This is a genomic window from Albidovulum aestuarii (genome assembly GCF_029961185.1).
In the GTDB taxonomy this organism is placed as follows: Bacteria; Pseudomonadota; Alphaproteobacteria; order Rhodobacterales; family Rhodobacteraceae; genus Albidovulum; species Albidovulum aestuarii.
Map to the genome: position 1 here is coordinate 438867 of NZ_JASBQQ010000002.1, position 22593 is coordinate 461459.

A 22593-nucleotide genomic window follows, 5' to 3' on the forward strand; every position below is an offset into this window, starting at 1 on the left:
TCATGTCTCCTCCGGTATTGGCATTACGTCCCACTGGTCGTTTTCCATCCGGTGCGCTTCAAAGCCAGCTTTCAAATTTTCTAAATTCCTGAATGCCGGATCATGAGAAGTCATTGTTCCAAGAGCTACGATCTGGACGTTGGCAGGGTTGTTCGCATCACAGTCCTCGTAGCCACAAAACAACGAATATGAGCGGTCTACGTGGTGGAAAACGAAGTTCGCCTCTCGCTCCTTTCGAGAAACGTGCAAACAAACAAAGGCTTGTGCGTTTGGCGGCGCATCAAGAAAGCTCACCCCACGACCTCCGCCGTCTCCAGCACCGCATGGAGCAAAACATCCGTCCCCGCCGCCGCCCATTCGGGGCTGATCTCCTCGGCCTCGTTGTGGGAAAGCCCGTCGACGCAGGGGCACATGATCATCGCGGTCGGGGCCACGTCGTTGATCCAGCAGGCGTCGTGGCCCGCGCCCGAGACGATGTCCATGTGGCTGTAGCCGAGCCGTTCGGCCGCAGACCGCACCGCCTTCACGCAGGTCTCGTTGAAGGCGGGCGGGTCGAACTGGCCGACGATCTTGCTTTCGAATTCAACGCCGATGTCGGCGCAGAGTTTCGGTGCGCGCTCCATGAATTCCGCGACCATGGCGTTCAGCTTCGGCAGGATATGGGTCCGCATGTCGACGGTGAAGACGACCTTGCCCGGGATGATGTTGCGGCTGTTGGGATAGACGTCGATATGGCCGATGGCGCCAACCGCGTTCGGCTGGTTCTTCATCGCGATCTCATGCACCAGTTCCGTCACCAGCGCGAGGCCCCGGCCTGCGTTCTTGCGCATATGCATCGGCGTGGAGCCGGTATGGCTTTCCTTGCCCGTCACCGTGCATTCGATCCAGCGCAGGCCCTGACCGTGGGTGACGACGCCGATATCCTTGTGTTCGGCCTCAAGGATCGGGCCCTGTTCGATATGGAGTTCAAAAAGCGCATGCATCTTGCGGGCGCCGACCTGTTCGTCGCCAACCCAGCCGATGCGCTTCAGCTCATCGCCGAATTTCTTGCCGTCATGATCCTCGCGGTCATAGGCGAAGTCCTGCGTGTGCTTGCCCGCGAAGACGCCACTCGCGAGCATGGCGGGGGCAAAGCGGGTGCCTTCCTCATTGGTCCAGTTCACCACCACGATCGGGTGTTTGGTCTTGATGCCGAGGTCGTTCATTGTGCGCACCGCTTCCAGCGCGCCCAGGACACCCAGAACGCCGTCATACTTGCCGCCCGTCGGCTGGGTGTCGAGATGCGAGCCCATATAGACCGGCAGCGCGTCGGGGTCCTCGCCCGCCCGCGTGGCGAACATATTGCCCATCGTGTCGACACCCATGGTCATGCCCGCCGCTTCGCACCATTTCTGGAAAAGCGCCCGGCCCTTGGCATCGTCATCGGTCAGGGTCTGGCGGTTGTTGCCACCCGCCACGCCGGGGCCGATCTTGGCCATCTCCATCAGGCTGTCCCAAAGGCGCGCGGGGTCGATCCTGAGATTCTCTCCGGGGGCTGGCATCATCATCCTCCTGTCGGTCTCGCGTCCCGAGGTCTTCTTGCCCCTTGCGGCGACTCATTTTCTGACCGTATGGTCAGGGTTGAGACGACCACAACCTGACCAACCGGTCAACAAATTTCTTCGGAGACGATGGCAGAACCGATCCGACTGTCCAAGCGAGACGCCGCGCGGCGCGAAAACGAGGCCCGCATTCTTGCGGCTGCCGAAAAGGTCTTTGCCGAGGCCGGGTTCGGCGGCGCGACGATGCAGCTTATTGCCGATATGGCGGGGCTGCCGAAGGCCAACCTGCACTACTATTTCGCGACGAAGGAAGAGCTTTATCGCAAGGTGGTGCAACAGATTTTCGAGATCTGGCTGCATGCGGCCGACAGTTTCGACAATGCGCCGGGCCCGGTCGAGGGGATCGGGGCCTATATCGACGCCAAGATGGATATCTCGCGCAAGCATCCCTTCGGGTCGAAGGTCTGGGCAAGCGAGGTGATGCACGGCGCGCCGGTGATCCAGGACTATCTGGAAACCACCCTGCGCGAATGGACCGACAACCGTGCCAAGCTGATCCAGCGCTGGGTGGACGAGGGCAAGATGGCCCCGATCGATCCCAAACACCTCCTTTACATGCTCTGGGCCACGACCCAGCATTACGCCGATTTCGGCCACCAGATCGAAACGCTGAACGCGGGCAAGCCATTGACGGATCGGCAGTGGAAGGCGGCGAAGGAAAGCGTCAAGACAATCATTCTGCGTGGTATCGGGGCGATCTGACCCTGACACCGTCACAGGGCCTCAAACGTGTCTTTTTGCATCATTTTCCACGACTTTGATTGACCGGAGGCCTGTCGCGGCCAATGCTGGGGAAAAGACTAAAGGGACAGGTTGGGACCAGATGGTGGCATTTCGCCCGAGCAGGGTTCAGTATTTTTTCGGATCACGCGCCAGGTTTCTCTACGAGCTGATCAGCTGGCACTTGCGGAATGCGACCCATCTGCGGTTCATGAATTACGGCTTCGACTTCGATGCAGACATCCCGCCCCCGGCCCTGCAGGGCGAAGATGAGGCCGAACGCTATTGCGCCCAGCTTTATCACGCGGTGGCAAGCCAGACCGATCTGACCGGAAAACGGGTGCTCGACATCGGTTCAGGGCGCGGTGGCGGGGCCTCCTATGTGCACCGCTATATGAACACGCGGGAAATGATCGGGTGCGAACTGGCCGAGCGCGCGGTGGTCTTCTGCCGCAAGGTCTATGACGGGGTGGAGGGCCTGTCGTTCCGGCAGGGCAATGCGATGGACCTGCCGTTTGACGAAGCTGAGTTCGACGCGGTGATGAACGTCGAAAGCTCGCATTGTTATCCCGACCTGTCGGCCTTCCTGACGGAAGTGTATCGCGTCCTGAAACCCGGGGGACGGTTCCTTTACACCGATTTCACACCCCCCAAGGGCGACCCGAAACTTGCGCGGCAAACCACAATGGCCGCTTTGGAACGTTCTGGATTCGCCCCGGTCGGCGTGACGGACATCACAAAGAACATCGTGCGGGGGCTGGAGCAGGACCAGAAGCGCCGGACCAGCGAAATCGGCAACCGCTTTCCCTTTGGCACGCGCCGGGCGATCAGCCTCTGGGCCGGGGTGCCCGGCTCATGGATCTACCGCGACTTCGCCGAGGGGCGCCGCGACTACCTGATGTATTGCGCCACAAAACCTGTCGCCGCCGAACCGGTCGCCGGACGCGCGCGTCACTTCAGTTCCACCTCGACAAAGCTCATGGAGCCGGAACCGGCATTGATGACATTGTGCTCAACCCCCGCCATTCGGCGATAGGCGGTGCCAGCCGGGACGGTCACCCGACGCGTCGCACCACCCGGCTCTTCCAGCAGCATCTCGCAATCGGTGATGGCCGTGATGACGTAGTCGAACCCGTGGCAGTGCCATCCGGTTTCGGCACCGGGTGCGAAGTCGAACCGTGTCACCCGAACGCGGGCATCGTCGATCATTTCGGTGGCGGTGCAGGGGCTTCTGTCCAAGGCGGGTCTCCTTGCCGTCATGCAGGCGGAATTCGCGTTTGACCTCCCGGTCAAAATCACGCTAGCAGGAAAGGACCGGATAGGGGAGAGCCAGAGCGTGGCCAATGGAAAGGCGGCGGAGCGTCCGCTGACCCGCATTCAGCAGAAGAACCGCCAGACGATCCTCGACGCGGCGCTCGACGTCTTTTCCCAGAACGGTTTTCGCGGCTCTACGCTTGACCAGATTGCCGATGTGGCAGGGCTGTCAAAGCCGAACCTGCTTTATTATTTCCCGTCCAAAGAAGCGATCCATGCCGAGCTTCTGTCGCTGTTGCTCGACACCTGGCTCGATCCGCTCAGGGCGCTCGACCCGGAAGGCGAGCCGGTCGCGGAAATCATGGATTACGTGCGCCGCAAACTGGAACTGAGCCGCGACTATCCCCGCGAGAGCCGCCTTTTCGCCAACGAGATCCTTCAGGGCGCGCCACGGATTATGGAGGCGCTGGAAGGCGAGTTGAAGGCGCTGGTTGACGAGAAGGCCAATGTCCTGAAGGACTGGGCCGAGGCCGGGCGCATCGCCAATCTGCCGCCGCACCACCTGATCTTCTCGATCTGGGCGCTGACCCAGCATTACGCCGATTTCGACGTGCAGGTCCGCGCCGTTCTCGGCCCCGGCCATGACCCCTATGCCGAGGCCGACGCCTTTCTGGAGACGCTGTTTCACAAACTGCTCGCCCCGTAAGAATCCACACCGGCAAGGCCCGGTTCAGATCGTCACAGGCGCTCAAGCAAACGCCCGATACGGTTTTATGGTAAACTTCTCTGGGTCGAAGCCCTTGCTGGCTCAACCGGTGGGGCTTCGGGACGTAACTTCGGAAAGGAAGTGAGACGTGCCAGACCCTCAGGAAAAGAAAGACAAGCGCCGACCACCTGAAAAGGCGCCCGGCTGTGACGGCAGGTTTCTTGCGAACCGCCAGAACAACCTCTTCTACCGCTCAAAGACCAACGGCGCGATCCCGCGCAAATTGCCCTGCACCCAGACCGCGACCTACCGGGTGCCGCAACGGATCAGCATCCCGATTTACTGGGCCCGGCTCGGTCAGCCGCAGTGGACAGCCCCTCAGGCGCAGGCGAAACTCGATGAAGCGGCGCGCTGGTTCGCCCGGTACTGCATTCAGCTCACCCTCTATCCGATCACCTTGCGGCCGCAGGACGGCCAGCAATTCGGCCAGCGTCTGCAGCAGGCAGATGCCCAGGGTCCGAATGATCATGCCAATGAGGCGCGCAAGGTTTACAAGGACCTCTGGGGTCGGATCGGACGGCCAAGGGATCTGCAGATGATCCTCTTTGTCGATACGTTCCGGGCGGTGAAATACGACGGCCAGCGCGTCAATCGTGTGGCCGGGAACTTCGCCGATGTGCCGGTGATCCTGATCCCGGCCGATCCCGACCGCACCAGCACCCACATCGTCACGCATGAGCTGATCCACGGGCTCGGCAAACTGCGTTCCGCCACGTCGAGCCCGCCAAAGACCAGCGCTCCGGGATCTGGGGCCGACCGGATCAATACCTGGGACGAAGGCGGCTGCGGCGAAGACATGGGCAATGCCCAGCGGACGCGTCCGACAGCGGCGATGTCCAAGTCAGACGACGCCCTGCTCGACTATGCCAGCTATCACCAGTTTCTGGCACGTGCGAAGACCATCGCCTGACCACGTTCGGCGCTGGCTGTGTCTATTGCAGCGGGCGACTGATCGTGCCGCCGCCAATAGCTACCCTCACCCCGGTTGTTCCGGGGCATGAGGTTGGCAGGCCACGCCGGACACGGGCAGCGAGATAGGCAAAGGCTTGCGCTTCCAGCATGTCGCCATTCAGCCCCACCGCCTCGACCGGATCGACCGGCAGATCGAGCGCCACGGCGAGGCCCGCCATGATCACCGGATTGTGCCGCCCGCCGCCGGAGACGAGAACGCGCGAGACAGGTTTCGGGAAATGCTCCGCGCCACGCGCAACCGACACCGCGACCGCCGCCGTCAGCGTCGCCGCCCCATCCTCGACCGAAAGCCCCTCCACCGCGCTTTTCAGCGCCGGGAACCCGTCCCGGTCGAGCGATTTCGGCGGAATCTTATAAAAATAGGGGTGGTTCAGGAACCGCGACACCGCCGCCTCATCCACTTTCCCCTTCGCTGCCAGCCTGCCGCCTTCGTCACAACTCGCCCCGGTCCGTGATGACACCAGATCATCGATCGGCGCATTGGCTGGCCCCGTGTCGAAGGCAAGGCAGGCGCCCGGCAGGTCCGGCTTCGCAAGCCGCGGATCAAGCCAGGTGAAATTACCAACCCCGCCGAGATTGAGAAAGGCGATGGGCTCCTCTGCCCGGATCCACTTCGCGCAAGCGAAGTGGAAGAAGGGGGCAAGCGGTGCGCCCTGCCCGCCAAGCTGCATATCGGCCGAGCGGAAATCCCAGACAACAGGCAGGCCCAGCGCCTCGGCCAGAACCGCACCGTCGCCGGCCTGATGCGTGCCGCGCCCACCAGGATCATGGGCCAAAGTCTGGCCATGGAACCCGGCCAGCGCCACCCCTTCGGTAAGGCCCGACATCAGTTCGATATGGGCCCGTTCGACCAAACGCGCCGCCGCATCCACCCCGTCCTCACCGGGCCAGCGGCCAAGGGCCGCGCGCAGGACAGCGCGTTCTGGTTCCGAATAGGGCCGGTAGGCGTGGTGGCCAAAGCCAAAGATGCTCTCGCCATCGGTCTTGACCAGCGCGGCATCCACCCCGTCCAGCGACGTGCCCGACATCGCGCCCAGAACCCAGATCGCTTCGGCCTTCTTCATGCCCTTCCCCCCGGCCTCGCCACCCGATATATGCGGGTGCGGATGAGAATGGACGATACAGCGATGACCTACCACCCGAAATCCGATTTCATGCGCGTGATGATGGAGCGTGGCTTTCTTGCCGACTGCACCGATTATCAGGGGCTGGACGAGGCTTTGGCCAAGGGTGTCGTGCCCGCCTATATCGGCTTTGACGCGACGGCGAAGTCGCTGCATGTCGGATCGCTGATCCAGATCATGATGCTGCGCTGGCTGCAGAAGACCGGGCACAAGCCGCTTGTCCTTATGGGCGGCGGCACCACGAAGGTCGGCGATCCGTCCTTTCGCGCCGATGAGCGCCCGCTGCTGACGCCCGCGCAGATCGACGACAACATCGCCGGGATCAAGAACGTCTTCTCGGCCTATGTCACCTTCGGCGACGGTCCCACCGATGCCCTGATGCTCAACAATGCCGAATGGCTCGACGGGCTCAACTACCTCGATTTCCTGCGCGATATCGGGCGGCATTTCTCGGTCAACCGGATGCTCTCGTTTGAATCGGTGAAATCACGGCTCGACCGGGAACAATCGCTGTCGTTCCTCGAATTCAACTACATGATCCTTCAGGCCTACGACTTCCTTGAGCTCAACCGCCGCTATGGCTGCCTGTTGCAGATGGGCGGATCAGATCAGTGGGGCAATATCGTCAACGGGATCGATCTGACGCGCCGGGTGCTGGACGCCGAGATCTTCGGCCTGACCTCGCCCCTGCTGACAACGAGCGACGGCAAGAAGATGGGCAAGAGCCAGTCGGGTGCGATCTGGCTGAACCCGGATATGCTCAGCCCCTACGAATTCTGGCAGTTCTGGCGCAATACCACGGACGCCGATGTCGGGCGTTTCCTGAAGCTTTACTCCGAACTGCCGGTGGAGGACTGCGACCGGCTCGGCGCGCTTCAGGGGTCCGAGATCAATCAGGCCAAGATCGTGCTGGCGAACGAGGTCACCAAACTGGCCCACGGGGCCGAGGCCGCCGCCGCCGCCGAGGCGACCGCGCGCGAAGTCTTCGAGAAGGGCGGCGTGGGCGAGGACCTACCGACCCTCACGCTCTCGGTGGGTGATGTCGCCGACGGGATCAGCCTGGCGCAACTCTTCGTGCGCTCGGGCCTCGCCAAATCCGGCAAGGACGCGAAACGTCTGATCGCCGAGGGCGGCGCGCGGGTGAACGATGACCTCGCCACAGATGCGGGCCAGATCTTCGGCGCGGGCGATTTTGCCGATGCCGTGAAACTGACGGCGGGCAAGAAGCGCCACGCCCTGGTGGTCATCGGGTGACAGGCACGGCCCGACAGCGGCGAGGGCGGATCGCGGCGCTTGATATCGCCCGCACCGTCGCGCTGATCGGCATGGCCATCTACCATTTCACCTACGATCTGGAGATGTTCGGCTATCTCACCCCGGGCACCGCCGTCACCGGCTTCTGGGCGATCTTCGCGCGCCTCGTCGCGGGCAGCTTCCTGTTCCTCGCCGGTATCAGCCTCTGGCTTGCCCATGCGCAGGGCATCCGCTGGCGGCCCTTTGTCCGCCGCTTCGCAATGATCGCCGGCGCGGCCCTCATGGTGACGCTGGGCACACGCATCGCGCTGCCACAGACATACGTCTTCTTCGGCATCCTCCATTCCATCGCCGCGGCGAGCCTCGTCGGCCTTCTCTTCCTGCGCCTGCCCGCCGCCATCACCATCGCCGTGGCCGCCTGTGTCTTCGCCATATCCCGACTGCCGCACGGGCCCGCCTTCGACGTGCCGCTCCTCTGGCCGCTCGGCCTGTCGACAAACGCGCCCCCCGCCATCGACTATGTGCCGCTCTTTCCCTGGCTCGCCCCCTTCCTCGCGGGCCTTGCGCTCGCCAAATTGGGCACAAGAACCGGGCTCTGGTCACGCCTCACGCATCACAGCGAACCTGGCCTCCTCGCCTGGCCCGGTCGCCACAGCCTCGCGATCTACCTCATCCACCAGCCTGTACTGATCGGCCTCGTCTGGGCCGCCACGCAGATCATGCGCTGATCCACTTTCTGTCCGAAAATACTCCCGCCGGAGGCAACCCGAGGAGGAGGCCGAAAGGCCGACGACGAGATAAAATCTCGCGCCGCAGGCGCTCATTCTGAAAACGCCTAGTCGCCCAGCATCCATTTCCCATCGGGATGGAAGGCATGGAAGGCAAAGGCAAAGATCACGTCATGAACCAGATCGCGGCCGGTCGCCGCGTCCTTCACCCGGATATTTCCCACATCGCGACCCTCAGCAATCCGGGCACTGTCAAGGGCAGAAGCCTGCCCGGCACTCCAGTCGATGATCACCCCGCCTTCCTCCAGCCGCCCGGCCTCCGCCACGCGCTCAAGCGGCCAGCCCCGGTTGCCGACACGCACGATGCGCGACAGGGGCTCGATCCCATGGGGCGGCATCTCGCCGGAATAGAGGAAAGGTTTGGCCAGACCGTCATAGCCGACATAGGGGTTCTGACCATAACGCCGGGGCCAGCCGGGTTCCGCCATCACCAGTCCATCCGGGTTTCGCGCCCGGAAAGCCCCCCAGCTTTCCATCCAGCCCGGAAGCTGCGTCAGCTTCTTGCCGGTCATCTCCCCGACGATCCCCTCGCCCAAAGCCTGCTGCCACCAGCTTTCGGTCTGCCGGTCATACATGATCATGTCCGAATGCCTGAGCTTGCCCGACACCCCGAAACTCAGGACCCACCCCTCCAGCCGCCGGTCAAAGATCATCCCGGCATTGCAGAGTGGGCAGAAGGTCACCGCGACCGGCACGCCCGCCACCTCGTCATTCACGATCTCATGCCAGGTCAGGTAACGTATCGGCCAGGCCCGTGCCTCGGCACCGTCCACCTCCAGCGCCATGACCGGTTCGGCATCGGCCAGCCGTGTTTCTGAACCGACCGGGATCATCTCGACATCATTAAGCGCCGGAATTCCGTCCTTCGGCGGGCCGCCCGACAGGATCTCCTCAAATGGCACTGCGGATCGGGAGAAATCGGTCTTCGGCCACTCACCGCGCCAGCGCTCGGGCGAGGCCAGAAGCGGAGCGGCCAGCACGAGGCCGGCAGCGAAGATCAGAAGATGGCGAGCATGAAACATGAAAACCCCCGCCTGCGATGGTGGCGCGGACGGGGGCGTTAGACCAGCCTTTGGGCGGGCATCTCACTCGAAGGTGAAAAGATGTGTCACTTGACGACCGTTACCTTGACCATCCGGTCGGGGTCGGTAACGGCGCCGTTCAGATCGGGTTCGCCCTTGCGGATCGCATCGACGACCTCCATCCCCGACACGACCTTGCCAAAGACAGTGTACTGGCCGTTCAGAAAGCTGCCTTCGGCGAACATGATGAAGAACTGCGAATTGGCGCTGTCGGGATTGCCCGCCCGCGCCATGCCGACGGTGCCGCGCTGGAAGGGAAGTTTGGAAAACTCGGCCGGCACGTTCTCCAGATCGGACCTGCCGGTCCCTGCGGCGGAAATGTCACCGCCATATTTGCCAAACTTCACGTCGCCGGTCTGGGCCATGAACCCTTCGATCACCCGGTGAAAGACCACATCGTCATAAGCACCGCTTTCGGCCAGTTCGACGATCCGGGCGACATGCTGCGGCGCGACTTCCGGCAAAAGATCGATCACGACCTCGCCGTTGGCTTCGCCCGCCACCTCGATCACAAGGTTCGGCCCCGGCCCGTCCTCGGTCGAGACCTCTCCGGTCGTGTTGCGCATGTAAAGGAAGGCAGCCGCGCCAATCGCAACCACCCCGACCGCCATGGCGCCGAGAAAGACGCGCGTATCAGACATCCGCCGCGACCTTGACCGAGATCATCCGGTCGGGCGATGCAGGCGGTTCGCCGCGCTGGATCTTGTCGACATGCTCCATCCCAGAAATCACCCGCCCATAGACGGTGTATTGCCCGTTCAGGAAATGGTTGTCCTTGAAGTTGATGAAGAACTGGCTGTTGGCCGAGTTCGGATTGGCAGACCGCGCAGCACCCAGCGTTCCCCGGTCATGCGGCAGCTTGGAAAATTCGGCCGGCAGGTCCGGCAGGCTCGATCCGCCGGTGCCGGACCGGCGCGGATTGTAGTCCTTTTCCATATTGGCATGCTCGACATCGCCGGTCTGGGCCATGAAGCCCTCGATCACCCGGTGGAAGGCCACGTTGTCGTACTGCCCGCCGCGCGCCAGTTCTTTCATGCGTTCGGAATGTTTCGGCGCCACGTCGGGAAGCAGCTCGATCACAACATCGCCGTCTTTCAGCGTCATGATGATGGTGTTTTCGGGGTCCTTGATCTCGGCCATGTGGGTCTCCTTGACTGTTGCGGGGGAACCTAGTGCGGGTGGACGCCCAAGAAAAGGGCAAAGCGCGCGTGTCGGTTGACCTTCGCCTATGGTTCGGGCGATCTGGCGGGAAGAAGTGTATCACCGCCTGCCCGCCCGAAAGGATTCGCCCGATGAGCTGGAAAACGATCGACGACATGGACTTCAACGGCAAGGTCGCCCTCGTCCGGGTCGATATCAACGTGCCGGTCGAAGCGGGTCGCGTCACCGACGCGACGCGGATCGAAAAGATCGTGCCAACGGTGAAGGCCATTCAGGAAAAGGGCGGCAAGGTCGTGCTCCTCGCGCATTTCGGTCGCCCCAAGGGGCAGGTCGTGCCGGAGATGAGCCTGCGCGTGACCCTGCCCGCGCTTGAAGCCGCCCTTGGCCAGAAGGTTTCCTTCGCCGAGGATTGCATCGGCGGCCCGGCCAAGAAAGCCGTCGCGGCGATGGCGCCGGGCGACGTGCTCCTTTTGGAAAACACCCGGTTCCATGCGGGCGAGGAAAAGAATGACCCGGCGATGGCGGCCTCGCTCGCAGCACTTGGGCAAGTCTATGTGAATGACGCTTTCTCGGCCGCGCACCGGGCACATGCCTCGACAGAAGGCATCGCGCATCTGATGGCCTCCTGCGCGGGGCGGCTGATGGAGGCGGAACTGAAAGCGCTGGACGCGGCCCTCGGCGATCCCATGCGGCCCGTCGTGGCGGTCGTCGGCGGGGCCAAGGTTTCGACCAAGCTCGACCTTCTCGGCAACCTCGTGGAGAAGGTGAACCATCTGGTGATCGGCGGCGGCATGGCCAATACGTTCCTTGTTGCGCAGGGGATCGAGGTCGGCGCCTCGCTCGCGGAACGCGACATGGCCGACACCGCCCGCGCGATCCTCGCCAAAGCCGAAGAGGCGAACTGCGCCATTCATCTGCCCACCGATGTTGTCGTTGCGCGGGAATTCAAGGCCGGTGCCGCGAATCAAACCGTCGCCGCCGGTGCCTGCCCGGCAGATGCCATGATCCTCGATGCCGGACCCGCGACGGTCACGGCCATCGCCGATGTCTTCACCGCCTGCCGGACGCTGATCTGGAACGGCCCCTTGGGCGCGTTCGAGATTGAGCCCTTCGATGCCGCGACGAATGCGGCGGCAGCCAAGGCGGCGGAGTTGACAAAGGCTGGCCACCTGACCTCGGTCGCGGGGGGCGGCGATACGGTGGCCGCGCTGAACAAGGCGGGCGTGGCGGGAGATTTCTCCTATATCTCCACAGCAGGCGGCGCGTTCCTCGAATGGATGGAAGGCAAGACCCTGCCCGGCGTCGCAGCCCTTGGCTGATCCGGTACTTACCCGCCCCGCCCGGCCGGACGATGCCGGGGCGATGTGCGCGCTTCTCAACGCGATCATCGCAAAGGGCGGAACAACGGCCCATCAAAGACCGTTCGACAAAGCGCGGATGCTGGCTCATTACATCCGCCCGCCGCGCCTGATTTCCTGCACCGTGGCCGAGGATGCGGGCGGCCTTCTGGGTTTTCAGCACCTCGAATGGTGCGATCCCGACTGGCCGGGACCGGGAAAGCTGCCCGCCGATTGGGCGGTCATCGCAAGTTTCGTCGCCGACGGCGAACAGGGTCGCGGAATCGGCAAGGCGCTGTGGTCGGCCACAAGGATTGCAGCCGAAGCCGCCGGTGTCCGCACGATCGACGCGACCATTCGCGCCGATAACACCGCAGGGCTCAGATACTACGGCGCGATCGGATTTGCCGATTACGACCGGCTCGTCGCGCTGCCGCTGCGGGATGGGACCAGGGTGGACCGGCAGCGCAAGCGCTTCGATCTGCCTTCCCGGGCGTAAGGTGGGTCGAAACCCACCTTACCAGGCAAGCCGGGACGTTACCGGGCGTTGTCGACGGGAATGTCGAGCGTGACCTCCCCGGCCTTCTCGAATGTCAGGGTGACAGTCACGCTGCCCCCATTTTCCGGGCGCTCCGCAAGCCCCATGAACATCACGTGATCGCCCCCGCGCTGCAGCGCATGGGTGCCTCCGGCCGGGACCTCAAAGCCTTCAGGCACATGCATCATCTGCATGACACCGTCGCTGCCGGTCTTGTGGGTATGCAGCTCGACCCGCTCGGCAATGTCCGAAGCGACGTCGACCAGCCGGTCGGGCTCCGCCCCGTGATTTTCGATCTGCATGAAGGCCGCACCTGCCATAGCCCCGGGCATGAACCGGGCATAGGCATCGGTCACGATGATCGTGTCCGCCGCGAAAGCGGGCACTGCAAAGGCGACCGCACAGGCGGTCAGAGTGGATTTCAGGAATGTCATCTTTTTCTCCTTGGTTTCAGTCTGATGGTTCGATCAGGCTGAAACCGGAGGTGCCCGCGCCCGCGACACCGGGGGCGCGTGGAATGTCGAAGACACGCCGTGAGAAACCACGACCTTCTCGGCCCGAACCACGGGTCGTTCAGGCTCTGGCGCGGTCAGCACATGGGCCGACAGAACCGATGCCACAAGGTCGGGGCAGAAATGGCTTTCGCCGGTGGGACTGCCATCGGCGTCGAGCGTGACCTGAACCAGACCGCCGCCCGAGCAGAGCACCACCACCTGCCCCGCAACGGAGACCTGACCCCGAGCGGTCGCGGCAGCAAGGCTCATCGCCGTCACGGCGACGACGAGAATCAGGGCAATCGCCTTGCGGAGCGGAAGGAAGATCATGGCCGGAACCTAGAGGCGGGAGTGGGGATTGAAAAGGCCCGCGCCAATCGGTCGCAGAGTGGGGGGAAACGCCCCGGTTTCAGATGTTTGGCTGGAACGGTGGTGAATTCGGTTAAGCCCCATACGATAAGCAGCGGTCGGACTCGGGACGAAACGGACCTTGCCGCATGCACAACGGTAGCCGGGTGGGCGCCTGCCCGTGGGGTGGCGCGGCAACCAGTATTCAATACAATTTATGGCAGCAAAACCCCTCTGACCTCATGCGAGGCGCGCGGTTGCAAAAGCGCCAGCCCGCCCGGACGGGCAGGCGCTCGCCCGGCGCCTTCGGCTTGTTCCGGGCGAAAAGGGTCGTACGCGCCAAATTCCGCAACGGGCTCAGAGCAAGCCTGTGCGATTTCCAGGCAATCAAAAAGAAAAGGCCGCGCAATTGCGCGGCCTCACTATCCCTCGGGATCGGCAGATCTTACTTGATCTTGCCTTCCTTGTATTCGACATGCTCACGCTTGACCGGGTCGTACTTCCGCACAACCATCTTCTCGGTCATGGTGCGGGCATTCTTCTTGGTCACGTAGAAGTGCCCGGTGCCCGCCGTCGAGTTCAGACGGATCTTGATCGTCGTCGGCTTCGCCATAGTCGTTCTCCACTAGCCGGACGGCAGCGCCGCCCGCGAAATCCTTGAAGCCCGCCTTTTAACCGTCTTCCCGGCCGAGTCAACCACCTCTTCGCACCGAACTGCAACGCCGGCCGGAAAGCGGTCAGTGCGTCAGTTCCAGATGCGCGAACGGAACTCCCAAGGCGATACGCCGTTCCCATCCTTGTCGGCCTGTTCGAAATGCGCGCGGGCCGCCGCAATGAACTCTTCCCGCGTCACAACGCCGTCCCCGTCGCCATCCATGGGATCAAAACGGGCCTGCTTGCGCGCCTGCCTGGCGTTCGAGTCGAAGCCGCCGACCCAGCCCATTCGGATCGCCATGAATTCGTCGAGCGTCAGGGCGCCGTCATCATCGAGGTCGAGCGCACTGAAGACCGCCGTGGAGTGCGCGGCGGCTTCCTCAGCCGTGACGGTTCCGTCCTGATCCAGATCCACCGGCGCGAATCCGCCGCGCCCCGGCATCATATGCCCCTGCCCTGGCGCACCGCCCCAACCGGGCATCATGCCTGAACCCGGCATACCGCCCCAGCCCTGCATCATGCCACCCCAGCCCGGACCACCGCCCCAGCCAGGCATTGTACCCGGGTCAGGGTATCCATCCGGCGCACCCCAGCCCGGCCCCCAGCCGGGGACCATTCCTCGGCGCTGGCTGAACCAGCCCCAACCTTCCGGCTCGCCGCCCCACGGCGCCATCATGCCATAACCGGGCATGCCAGGGCCCTGCCCCATGCCGTATCCCGGCCCAGATTGCGCCTGAAGAGCGGGCGCAACGACGCAAGCGGCGATAAGTGTCGCCATAAACGCATGACTTTTCATCGGATGTCCTTTCATGACCGCGATTGTCATCGCAGCCAAGAAAAGCCGAACTGGAGGTTCTCGCCCTGACGAATGTCAATCGCGGACTTCACGCTTGCGTGAGAGCGGAACGCCGCGCAGCGACCGGACCTGCGCTCCTGCGATACGCCCCCCTGTGTCAGGCGCCTGGCGGCGTCCGCCCCATTGCCGCGTGAAGCCGCGCCCGCGTTGCGGTGTCGAGCCCCAGTGCGGTGGCGAGCTGGTCCAGATAGGTCTGCTCTGCCGGCGTATCAAGCTGGATCGCCATCAGTGACGACGAGTAGACCTGCTCGCGCATCGAGGCGCCCGCTGCCTCGGCCATGGCCATCGCATCGACAGGCCGGTCAAGCTCGGCCTCGACAAAGGCGATCTCTTCGTCGCTGGCATCCGTGAGGTGATCAAGGATCTTCGCCCGTTCCTCGGCGTCGATCTCGCCATCCGCCTTGGCGGCCTGGATCATCGCCCGGATCATCAGGCGGGCATTTTCCTCGGCGATGGGCGAGGCTGGTGTCGCCCCGGTCATCGCCTCCATCATGTCGCCCATCGCCTTGCCGCCCGCCGTCGCCGCACTGGTCATGGACCCGATCAGGCTGCCGATTCCGGCCTCGGCAGCCTCCGACGCGCCCCCGAACTGTTCGTACATCTGCCGCACCATCTTCGCACCGCCCGGCAGGCCCATCTTCTCGGCCTGCTGGCCCCATTGATCGACCGCACCGCCCGGTTCCCCGGCCTTTTTCAGAGCGTCCTTGACGCCATCCATCCCGCCGACTTTGCGGTACTTGTCATAGCCCCGCGCGGCGGCGAAACCGACGGCGAGCGTAGCAAGGGTCTTGACGAAACTCATGAGGAACCTCCCGGACTGATTTCGCCCATCATAACGTGGGGATCGCGGCACGGGGGGAGAAAATGCGCGGATGGCCTGTAAGCCGGATTCTGTCTACCCCGGACCGTGATCCGGGGCTGGATGACCATTCCTCTCGCCCCGCCGTTACCGGCGGGATCAAGCTGCCAACCCGGGCCTCTCGGGCTGAAGCGTCCCTGCGGTCAGTATCCTTGCGGACTTGCCCCGCGCGAGGCCCCTATTTGGCATTGCTCCCGGTGGGGCTTGCCGTGCCGGTCCTGTCGCCAGTCCCGCGGTGGGCTCTTACCCCACCGTTTCACCCTTACCTCCGCCGAAACGGGGGCGGTATATTCTCTGTGGCGCTTTCCCTCGGGTTTCCCCGGCCGGGCGTTACCCGGCACCGTTGCCTCATGGAGTCCGGACTTTCCTCGTCCCCGAAAGGGGCCGCGATCATCCGGCCATCCGCGCGAAGACGGAGTTATGCGCTGATCCGGGCGGCGTCAACTGCCCTGCAGACCTGGTGCGGCGCATCACGCGGTTCAATATGAAAAGGGCGGCGCTTTCGCACCGCCCTTTCCGAATATCCGAACGTTACCGTTCAGCTCAGGCGAGCTGGAGGTTCGTCGCCGATTCACGGCCGTCACGGCCGGCTTCGATGTCGAAGGTCACTTTCTGACCGTCGGCCAGTTCGCGGATGCCCGAACGCTCAAGCGCCGAGATGTGCACGAACACGTCTTTTTTGCCGCCATCGGGAGCAATGAAGCCGAAACCTTTGGTAGCGTTGAACCATTTCACGGAGCCAGTAGCCATCGTGATATCTCCTCAGTAGTACCGCCCACACAGCGCAGCGGTCCGGCGCAGTCAGTCACAATCGAAGAACTGAGGCCGGTAAGGGAGACAGTGGTCGAAAGAGGTAACGTCGCCAGCGTCATATGCGCGTTCGCCGACGAATTTGCAAGAAATATCGGCAAGATGGCATGGGCAGGCTAAAACCCGCCCACGCGAGCTGATGTTATTTCTTGGTGATACGCCCGTCGAGGTAAGGCGTGTAAGGCCCCTTGGCGGCAAGATATTCCGCCGTGACATCGGCCAGATCGGGGCCGAAATCATAGGCGTTCATGCCGTCAGTCGCGAACATGTCAAAGCCGTCCCCGCCATTCCTGACATAGTTGTTGGTTACGACGCCGTAGACGGTATCGGCCTCAATCGGCGCCCAGTCATCGCCCGAGCCGACCATCACGTCCGACACGCGGGACCCGGGCTCGGCCGCCGGATCGAAGGTGTATTTCAGACCCGCGACCTGAGCGAAACGGCCAGCACCTTCCTCGACCTGGCTCACGCCGTTTTCAAGGGCGGCCACGATTGTTGCGCCCTTGGCCTGGAAGGTCGAAAGCGTGTTCTGGAACGGCAGCACGGTCAGCACCTCGCCCATCGTCACCTCGCCCGCATCGATGGAGGCGCGCAGGCCGCCGCCATTGGCAATCGCAATCTGGATACCCTGATCGGCGACGCGCGCCAGCATCGCATCGGCGACAAGATTGCCCATCTGGCATTCGACCGCCCGGCAATTCGCCCTGTCACCGTCGATGGCTTCGGCGGCCTCGGCCACGACCTTGTTGCGGATCTCATCGAGTGGCACGGCCAGTTCCGCGATCCGCTCCTTCGTCGCCCCGTCCTCGGTGACGGCCGCGTCCATGATCAGCGGTTCGCCCGTGGCCTCAATGATCTCACCGGCATCATTGAAGGTCACGTTCAGCTCGCCCAGGAACTTGCCATAGGCATAGGCCGAGACGATGGCGGTATTGCCCACCATGGTCGGATAGGGGCCTTCAGCACGGTCATTGCTGTTCGACAAAAGCGTATTCGTATGGCCGCCGACGATCACATCGACGCCCGTCGTTTCCGCCGCGACCTTCTGATCGACGCCATAGCCGGAATGCGACAGAACGATGATCTTGTTCACGCCCTCGGCGGTCAGTTTGTCGACCTCGCCCTGAACCGCGCCGACCGGATCGGTGAAGATCACGTTCTTGCCGGGGCTTGCCAGTTCGTCGGTATCCTGCGGCGTCAGGCCGATCAGGCCGAGTTTCTCGCCGCCCTGTTCGATGATCACCGATTTCTGGATTGCACCGTCCAGAAGCGGCTCGCCCGAGATATCGGCGTTCGACATCAGGATGGGAAAGTCGACCGTATCAACGAACCCGCGCAGAACTTCCGGCCCGTCGTCAAACTCGTGGTTGCCCACGGTCATCGCGGTATAGCCAAGCTTGTTCATGAATTCGGCCGAGGCCGCACCCTTGTAATATGTGTAAAACAAGGTGCCCTGGAACTGGTCGCCGCCATCGACGAGGATCGAGTTGTTCGACCGCGCCCGCGCCTCGGCAATCGCTGTCACCAGACGCGCGGTGCCGCCAAAGCATTCGCCCGCGTCGTTATCTTCGGCTGAACAACCCGAGTCGTATTTGGAGATTGGCTCAAACCGTGCATGAAAATCGTTGGTATGCAGAATCGTCAGCGAATAATCCGCCTGCGCCATACCCGCCGAAAGCGCGAGAAGTGCCGCGGAGGTGAGAATCCGGGTGGCCATGTGAAACTCCCTGTTATCGTTGATCGCATCAGAATGGGCGCAGATCGACGCGGTGTCAAAGCCCATCAAATGTGCCCTAGCGGCACTTTGTGACGCCCTGATAACGCAGGCGGGATTGACCGGACGGGCCTGACCGGGCATGAGCGGGCCATGCTGATCTACAAGATCTTCCGCCGCCCCGAATGGGATGCGTTCCGCAGCGCGGGCAAGACGCTCGGCGCGCCCGTAGATTTGGCCGATGGGTTCATTCATTTCTCCACCGCCGAACAGGTGACCGAGACGGCGGCAAAGCATTTCGCCACCGAAAGCGACCTTGTGCTCGTGGCCTTTCGGGCGGGTGACCTCGGCGCCGATCTGCGCTGGGAACCCTCGCGTGGCGGCGCGCTCTTTCCCCATCTTTACCGGCCCCTTTCGATCTCGGAGGTCGTCTGGGACAAGTCCCTGCCGCTTGGGGCCACCGGGCATATCTTCCCTGAGGGCATGCTGTGAATCTCATCGAACGCGCCGGTCTTTGTGCGTTGCATCAATTCGATCCTGAGGTCGCACACGGCCTGTCGATCCGCGCGCTTTCCGCTGGCCTCGTACCGCTGCCCGGCGTCTATCAAAGCCCGAGGCTGAAAACCCGCATCGCCGGGCTCGACCTGCTGAATCCGGTCGGACTTGCGGCAGGCTACGACAAGAATGCCGAAGCGGTTACGCCGCTCTCCCGCGCGGGTTTCGGCTTCGTCGAGGTCGGTGCGGCGACCCCTCTGCCGCAGCCCGGCAATCCGAAACCCCGCCTTTTCCGCCTGACCGAAGACCGCGCCGTCATCAATCGCTTCGGCTTCAACAATCAAGGTGCCGAGGCGATCGCCGCGCGGCTTGCCGGGGCCAAGCGCCATGTGCCGGTGGGCCTCAACCTCGGGGCCAACAAGACATCGGCCGACCGCGCCGCCGATTTCGCGAAGGTGCTGGCGACCTGCGGGCCGCATGTCGACTTCGCCACCGTCAACGTCTCCTCGCCCAATACTGAGAAACTGCGCGATCTTCAGGGCAAGGCGGCATTGTCCGCGCTGCTCGCGGGCGTGATCGCCACCCGCGATGGCCTGCCCCGCCGCATTCCGGTCTTCCTCAAGATCGCCCCCGATCTGAACGAGGCTGAACTGGCCGACGTGGCCGAGGTTGCCCTGACCTCCGGCATCGACGCGGTGATTGCCACCAACACCACGCTGTCACGCGACGGGCTGAGAAGCCGACACCGGGACGAGGCTGGCGGCCTGTCCGGCGCGCCGCTCTTTGAAAAATCCACACGCATCCTCGCGCGGCTTTCCCAGTTGACAGAGGGCAAGCTGCCGCTCATCGGCGTTGGAGGGATATTCTCGCCCGATGACGCGTATCAGAAGATCCGCGCCGGTGCTTCGGCCGTACAGATTTACTCAGCAATGGTCTATCAGGGTCTGTCGCTGGTCACCGAGATCGCCAGGGGCCTTGATGCGCTTCTCGCCCGCGATGGTTTCGCGACGGTGGCCGAGGCCGTCGGCACCGGACGAAAGGACTGGCTATGACAGAGATCTGGCACAATCCCCGTTGCTCCAAATCCCGCCAGACACTGGCGCTCCTGGAAGAACGCGGAATCGCCCCGACGATCCGCCTTTATCAGCAGGACGCACCAACCGAGACTGAAATCCGTGCCGCGCTTGCCGCGCTCAACATCCCCGCCATCGCCCTGATGCGCTCGGGCGATGCGCTCTTCAAGGAACTCGGCCTGACCAAAGACATGGAAGATGACCGCCTGATCACCGCCATGGCTGCGCATCCCGCGCTGATCGAACGGCCCGTCGTCCTGCATGAAGGCCGCGCCGCCCTCGGCCGCCCGCCGGAATCGGTGCTCGACCTCTTCTGATCTTCTTCTGTTCGGAAATACATCGAGGGGTCGTCCTTTGGTGCGCCATTGGTTTGAGAACCAATGGACGACGGGCAGCGCCCCCGGCACTCAGGCCGCCACCTCTTCCGCCCGCCGGTAGCGCAGGGCCATCGTCACCCCCCGCGCCACGTTAAGCACCATGAGTGCGGCCCAGAGCCCGTGATTGCCGAAGGCGTCGGGCAGGGTCATCAGGGCCACGACATAGATCGCGACGGAAACCAGCATCGCATTGCGCATCTCGCGGCTGAGCGTGGCGCCGATGAAGATGCCGTCGAACATCCAGCTCGCAACGCCGATGACGGGGGCAAGCGCCACCCAGATCAGGTAACCCCGCGCAGTGGCGCGTACATCCGGCTCGGTCGTCATCAGGTCGATCAGCAAAGGCCCTGCGATCCAGAAGAAGAGGCCAAGCGCCACCGCTCCGCCCACGCCCCACTGGCTGGTCACAACCGACGCGCGGCGCACGGTATAGGCCGACCGCGCGCCGACCGCCTGCCCTACGAGCGATTCCGCAGCAAAGGCGAACCCGTCGAGCCCGAAGGCCGTGATCTCGAGAAACTGCAACAGGACCTGATTGGCAGCCAGCGTCACATCCCCGAAATGCGCGCCCCAGAATACAAAAGTGGTGAAGGAGGCCTGCAGAACGACCGAGCGGATCATGATATCGCCGTTGACCTTCATCATCCGCACGATACGGACCCGGTCAAAGACCCGTGCCCAGTCGCACCATTGTCCGCCAGCAAAGGCCGGACGGCAGAGCCAGAGGCCAAGGGCAAGGCCGCTCCATTCCGCAATCAGCGTGGCGATGGCCACACCTTCCACCCCCCAGCCAAAGCCGAGGACGAAGACAAAATCGAGCCCGATATTCAGCCCGTTCATCCAGAGTTGCAGGACCAATACGCTGCGCGTCCGTTCGACCGCGATCAGCCAGCCTGTTACGGCATAAAGCGCGATGGTTGCCGGGGCGCCCCAGATGCGGATCGCGAGATACCCGCGCGTCAGCGCCTCCACCTCGTCCGAGGCGGGCGCCAGCCAGAAAGCGGCACGGAAGAGCAGCACCTGAGAGAGAATAAAGACGATACCGGCCGCGGCTCCAATCATCAGCGCCCGCATCAGGATCGCGCCGGTTTCAGCGGGGTCCTTTGCGCCATGGGACTGAGCGACAAGGCCCGAAGTCCCCATCCTGAGGAATCCGAAGATCCAGTAGATCGAGGCCAGAACCACCGCGCCCACACCCACCGCACCGATTGGCGCGGCCGCGCCCATCTGGCCGACAACGCCGGTATCGACCGCACCCAGAAGCGGCACAGTGGCATTCGACAATACGATGGGCAGCGCGATCTTCAGAACGCGACGGTGGGTGATTTCAGCCATCCGAACGGTCAGGCATCAGGAAATGCCCCGTTCCTTGCGCGAAAAGCCGCGACCGGTTGTCCTGCCAGGCTTCGACATGCACGCTGGCATAACGCCGCCCCGACCGGTTGACCCGCGCCCGCGCATAAGCGTCGCGCGGCAGGCCGGTGCGCAGATAATCGACGGTGAAGTCGATGGTCTTTGGCAGGCGCGGCAGATGGTCCGGGTCGAGCGTCTTCGGATCGAGCCGCCCGCTTTCCATCTCTTCCCAGATCAGCGACCACGAAAGCTCGATGATCGCCGCCACCTCAAGGAAAGCCGCCGTCACGCCGCCATGGATCGCGGGTAGCATGGGATTGCCGATGAGCTTGTCATCAAAGGGCAGGACAGCCGTCAGTTCATCACCGCGCCGTTCGAACTCGATGCCAAGGAACTGGATATAGGGAACGCCATGCACGATGGCCTTCAGGGCCGCATCGCGGCGTTCCTTGACGACCTGAACCGGCTCGGGCTTGGCGCGCTTCGTCATGCGCTTCCCTCCCTCTTCGGTGTGGGTGCCCGTTCCAGCGTGAAGGCCCCGGTTGCGGTTGCCACCGGCAGCGACATATCCGCGTCATGCGCTGTCGCGCGGACGAAGGCGACAGAGCGGGTGACGTGATAGCACTCGGCCCGCGCCGTGATCCGGTCGCCGGGCTTGGCTGGCCGCATGTAATCAATTCTAAGATCAATCGTCGCCGTCCCGATCACCCCGGTCGGGTGGCTCATCACCGCCGCACCGCCGCAGGTATCCATCAGGGCAGACACCGCGCCGCCATGGATGACACCCGTCTGCGGATCGCCGACGAATCGCGCATCATAGGGCATGGAGATCACCGCCACCCCGTCTTCGAGGCTGTCGAGCACCATTCCAAGCGCCCGGCTATGCGGGATCGCCTCGATGAACTGACGCGCGGCGGCGGTTTTTCTGCTTTCCATGGCCCGGATCCTTTCGGCCCGAGTTAT

General features: G+C 63.4%; 28 protein-coding genes and 1 other RNA gene. 11 read left to right on the top strand and 18 right to left on the bottom strand.

Annotated features, from left to right (window positions below):
* Nucleotides 1-294: a hypothetical protein gene (locus QKW60_RS06915; RefSeq protein WP_282367505.1), complete on the bottom strand. Its 294-nt coding sequence runs from the start codon at nt 292-294 to the stop codon at nt 1-3.
* On the bottom strand, nt 291-1541 hold the full coding sequence (locus QKW60_RS06920; protein ID WP_282367507.1) for a Zn-dependent hydrolase: 1251 nt from the start codon (nt 1539-1541) through the stop codon (nt 291-293). The genes QKW60_RS06915 and QKW60_RS06920 overlap by 4 nt, the downstream gene beginning before the upstream one ends.
* A 129-nt stretch (nt 1542-1670) precedes the next feature.
* Here QKW60_RS06920 and QKW60_RS06925 point away from each other — a divergent pair, with 129 nt between their 5' ends.
* Together QKW60_RS06925 and QKW60_RS06930 are read left to right on the top strand one after the other, a co-directional pair.
* Entirely contained in the window at nt 1671-2303 is a 633-nt protein-coding gene (locus QKW60_RS06925; RefSeq protein ID WP_282367508.1) for a TetR/AcrR family transcriptional regulator, read from the top strand.
* Nucleotides 2304-2427: 124 nt separating this feature from the next.
* Entirely contained in the window at nt 2428-3357 is a 930-nt protein-coding gene (locus tag QKW60_RS06930) for a class I SAM-dependent methyltransferase (RefSeq protein ID WP_282367510.1), read from the top strand.
* Here QKW60_RS06930 and QKW60_RS06935 read toward each other — a convergent pair.
* Nucleotides 3273-3530, bottom strand: coding sequence for a cupin domain-containing protein (locus QKW60_RS06935; protein ID WP_282367780.1), 258 nt, complete (start codon nt 3528-3530; stop codon nt 3273-3275). The two genes, QKW60_RS06930 and QKW60_RS06935, sit on opposite strands and share 85 nt — an antisense overlap.
* Nucleotides 3531-3657: 127 nt before the next feature.
* On the opposite strand from QKW60_RS06935, the gene QKW60_RS06940 reads away from it, so the two are divergent.
* Both QKW60_RS06940 and QKW60_RS06945 read left to right on the top strand, forming a co-directional pair.
* Entirely contained in the window at nt 3658-4281 is a 624-nt protein-coding gene (locus tag QKW60_RS06940) for a TetR family transcriptional regulator C-terminal domain-containing protein (protein ID WP_282367512.1), read from the top strand.
* Nucleotides 4282-4429: 148 nt separating this feature from the next.
* Nucleotides 4430-5251, top strand: coding sequence for a hypothetical protein (locus QKW60_RS06945; protein ID WP_282367514.1), 822 nt, complete (start codon nt 4430-4432; stop codon nt 5249-5251).
* A gap of 22 nt (nt 5252-5273) precedes the next feature.
* On the opposite strand, the gene QKW60_RS06950 is transcribed toward QKW60_RS06945, so the two are convergent.
* Nucleotides 5274-6377 (bottom strand): anhydro-N-acetylmuramic acid kinase, encoded by a 1104-nt coding sequence (locus QKW60_RS06950; RefSeq protein WP_282367516.1) that lies wholly within the window; start codon nt 6375-6377, stop codon nt 5274-5276.
* A gap of 63 nt (nt 6378-6440) precedes the next feature.
* On the opposite strand from QKW60_RS06950, the gene tyrS reads away from it, so the two are divergent.
* Nucleotides 6441-7691, top strand: coding sequence for a tyrosine--tRNA ligase (gene tyrS, locus QKW60_RS06955; protein WP_282367782.1), 1251 nt, complete (start codon nt 6441-6443; stop codon nt 7689-7691).
* Nucleotides 7688-8419, top strand: coding sequence for a heparan-alpha-glucosaminide N-acetyltransferase (locus QKW60_RS06960; protein WP_282367517.1), 732 nt, complete (start codon nt 7688-7690; stop codon nt 8417-8419). Before tyrS ends, QKW60_RS06960 begins: the two co-directional genes overlap by 4 nt.
* Before the next feature lie 107 nt (nt 8420-8526).
* On the opposite strand, the gene QKW60_RS06965 is transcribed toward QKW60_RS06960, so the two are convergent.
* The 3 genes from QKW60_RS06965 to QKW60_RS06975 all read right to left on the bottom strand — a co-directional run bounded on the left by QKW60_RS06965 (nt 8527) and on the right by QKW60_RS06975 (nt 10701).
* Nucleotides 8527-9501, bottom strand: a complete 975-nt coding sequence (locus QKW60_RS06965; protein ID WP_282367518.1) for a DUF3179 domain-containing protein — start codon at nt 9499-9501, stop codon at nt 8527-8529.
* Nucleotides 9502-9587: 86 nt separating this feature from the next.
* Nucleotides 9588-10202, bottom strand: a complete 615-nt coding sequence (locus QKW60_RS06970) for a peptidylprolyl isomerase (protein ID WP_282367520.1) — start codon at nt 10200-10202, stop codon at nt 9588-9590.
* On the bottom strand, nt 10195-10701 hold the full coding sequence (locus QKW60_RS06975; protein ID WP_282367522.1) for a peptidylprolyl isomerase: 507 nt from the start codon (nt 10699-10701) through the stop codon (nt 10195-10197). The genes QKW60_RS06970 and QKW60_RS06975 overlap by 8 nt, the downstream gene beginning before the upstream one ends.
* Before the next feature lie 152 nt (nt 10702-10853).
* On the opposite strand from QKW60_RS06975, the gene QKW60_RS06980 reads away from it, so the two are divergent.
* On the top strand, nt 10854-12041 hold the full coding sequence (locus QKW60_RS06980; RefSeq protein WP_282367523.1) for a phosphoglycerate kinase: 1188 nt from the start codon (nt 10854-10856) through the stop codon (nt 12039-12041).
* The gene (locus QKW60_RS06985; protein WP_282367525.1) at nt 12034-12558 is read left to right on the top strand and encodes a GNAT family N-acetyltransferase; all 525 of its coding nucleotides are present in this window, start codon (nt 12034-12036) and stop codon (nt 12556-12558) included. The genes QKW60_RS06980 and QKW60_RS06985 overlap by 8 nt, the downstream gene beginning before the upstream one ends.
* A 38-nt stretch (nt 12559-12596) precedes the next feature.
* Here the strand turns inward: QKW60_RS06985 and QKW60_RS06990 are convergent, their stop codons facing one another.
* The 8 genes from QKW60_RS06990 to QKW60_RS07025 all read right to left on the bottom strand — a co-directional run bounded on the left by QKW60_RS06990 (nt 12597) and on the right by QKW60_RS07025 (nt 18335).
* Nucleotides 12597-13031: a copper chaperone PCu(A)C gene (locus QKW60_RS06990; RefSeq protein ID WP_282367527.1), complete on the bottom strand. Its 435-nt coding sequence runs from the start codon at nt 13029-13031 to the stop codon at nt 12597-12599.
* Nucleotides 13032-13064: 33 nt separating this feature from the next.
* A complete protein-coding gene (locus QKW60_RS06995; RefSeq protein WP_282367529.1) occupies nt 13065-13421 on the bottom strand; it encodes a hypothetical protein in 357 nt (118 codons plus the stop codon).
* Between the two features lie 463 nt (nt 13422-13884).
* On the bottom strand, nt 13885-14052 hold the full coding sequence (gene rpmG / locus QKW60_RS07000; RefSeq protein WP_017928995.1) for a 50S ribosomal protein L33: 168 nt from the start codon (nt 14050-14052) through the stop codon (nt 13885-13887).
* A 132-nt stretch (nt 14053-14184) separates the two neighbouring features.
* The gene (locus tag QKW60_RS07005) at nt 14185-14889 is read right to left on the bottom strand and encodes an EF-hand domain-containing protein (protein WP_282367531.1); all 705 of its coding nucleotides are present in this window, start codon (nt 14887-14889) and stop codon (nt 14185-14187) included.
* Between the two features lie 157 nt (nt 14890-15046).
* Entirely contained in the window at nt 15047-15751 is a 705-nt protein-coding gene (locus QKW60_RS07010) for a DUF533 domain-containing protein (protein ID WP_282367533.1), read from the bottom strand.
* 62 nt (nt 15752-15813) lie between these two features.
* An RNA gene (gene rnpB, locus QKW60_RS07015) (RNase P RNA component class A) lies at nt 15814-16214 on the bottom strand.
* Between the two features lie 137 nt (nt 16215-16351).
* Nucleotides 16352-16558, bottom strand: a complete 207-nt coding sequence (locus tag QKW60_RS07020; RefSeq protein WP_282367535.1) for a cold-shock protein — start codon at nt 16556-16558, stop codon at nt 16352-16354.
* Nucleotides 16559-16760: 202 nt separating this feature from the next.
* Nucleotides 16761-18335 (bottom strand): bifunctional metallophosphatase/5'-nucleotidase, encoded by a 1575-nt coding sequence (locus QKW60_RS07025; RefSeq protein WP_282367784.1) that lies wholly within the window; start codon nt 18333-18335, stop codon nt 16761-16763.
* A 150-nt stretch (nt 18336-18485) separates the two neighbouring features.
* On the opposite strand from QKW60_RS07025, the gene QKW60_RS07030 reads away from it, so the two are divergent.
* From QKW60_RS07030 to arsC, 3 genes are read left to right on the top strand one after another with little or no spacing between them, the layout of a single operon-like run.
* A complete protein-coding gene (locus QKW60_RS07030) occupies nt 18486-18824 on the top strand; it encodes a DUF952 domain-containing protein (RefSeq protein WP_282367536.1) in 339 nt (112 codons plus the stop codon).
* On the top strand, nt 18821-19879 hold the full coding sequence (locus tag QKW60_RS07035; RefSeq protein ID WP_282367537.1) for a quinone-dependent dihydroorotate dehydrogenase: 1059 nt from the start codon (nt 18821-18823) through the stop codon (nt 19877-19879). Before QKW60_RS07030 ends, QKW60_RS07035 begins: the two co-directional genes overlap by 4 nt.
* Entirely contained in the window at nt 19876-20217 is a 342-nt protein-coding gene (gene arsC / locus QKW60_RS07040; RefSeq protein WP_282367538.1) for an arsenate reductase (glutaredoxin), read from the top strand. Before QKW60_RS07035 ends, arsC begins: the two co-directional genes overlap by 4 nt.
* Before the next feature lie 90 nt (nt 20218-20307).
* Here arsC and QKW60_RS07045 read toward each other — a convergent pair whose 3' ends face one another.
* Genes QKW60_RS07045 through QKW60_RS07055 form a run of 3 tightly spaced genes read right to left on the bottom strand, consistent with a single transcriptional unit; the run spans nt 20308 to nt 22566 of the window.
* Nucleotides 20308-21612, bottom strand: a complete 1305-nt coding sequence (locus QKW60_RS07045) for an MATE family efflux transporter (protein ID WP_282367539.1) — start codon at nt 21610-21612, stop codon at nt 20308-20310.
* Nucleotides 21605-22120 carry a PaaI family thioesterase gene (locus QKW60_RS07050; RefSeq protein ID WP_282367540.1) on the bottom strand — a complete coding sequence of 172 codons (516 nt, stop codon included), beginning with the start codon at nt 22118-22120 and terminating at the stop codon, nt 21605-21607. The genes QKW60_RS07045 and QKW60_RS07050 overlap by 8 nt, the downstream gene beginning before the upstream one ends.
* Nucleotides 22117-22566 carry a PaaI family thioesterase gene (locus tag QKW60_RS07055; protein WP_282367541.1) on the bottom strand — a complete coding sequence of 150 codons (450 nt, stop codon included), beginning with the start codon at nt 22564-22566 and terminating at the stop codon, nt 22117-22119. The genes QKW60_RS07050 and QKW60_RS07055 overlap by 4 nt, the downstream gene beginning before the upstream one ends.
* Nucleotides 22567-22593 lie beyond the last annotated feature (27 nt).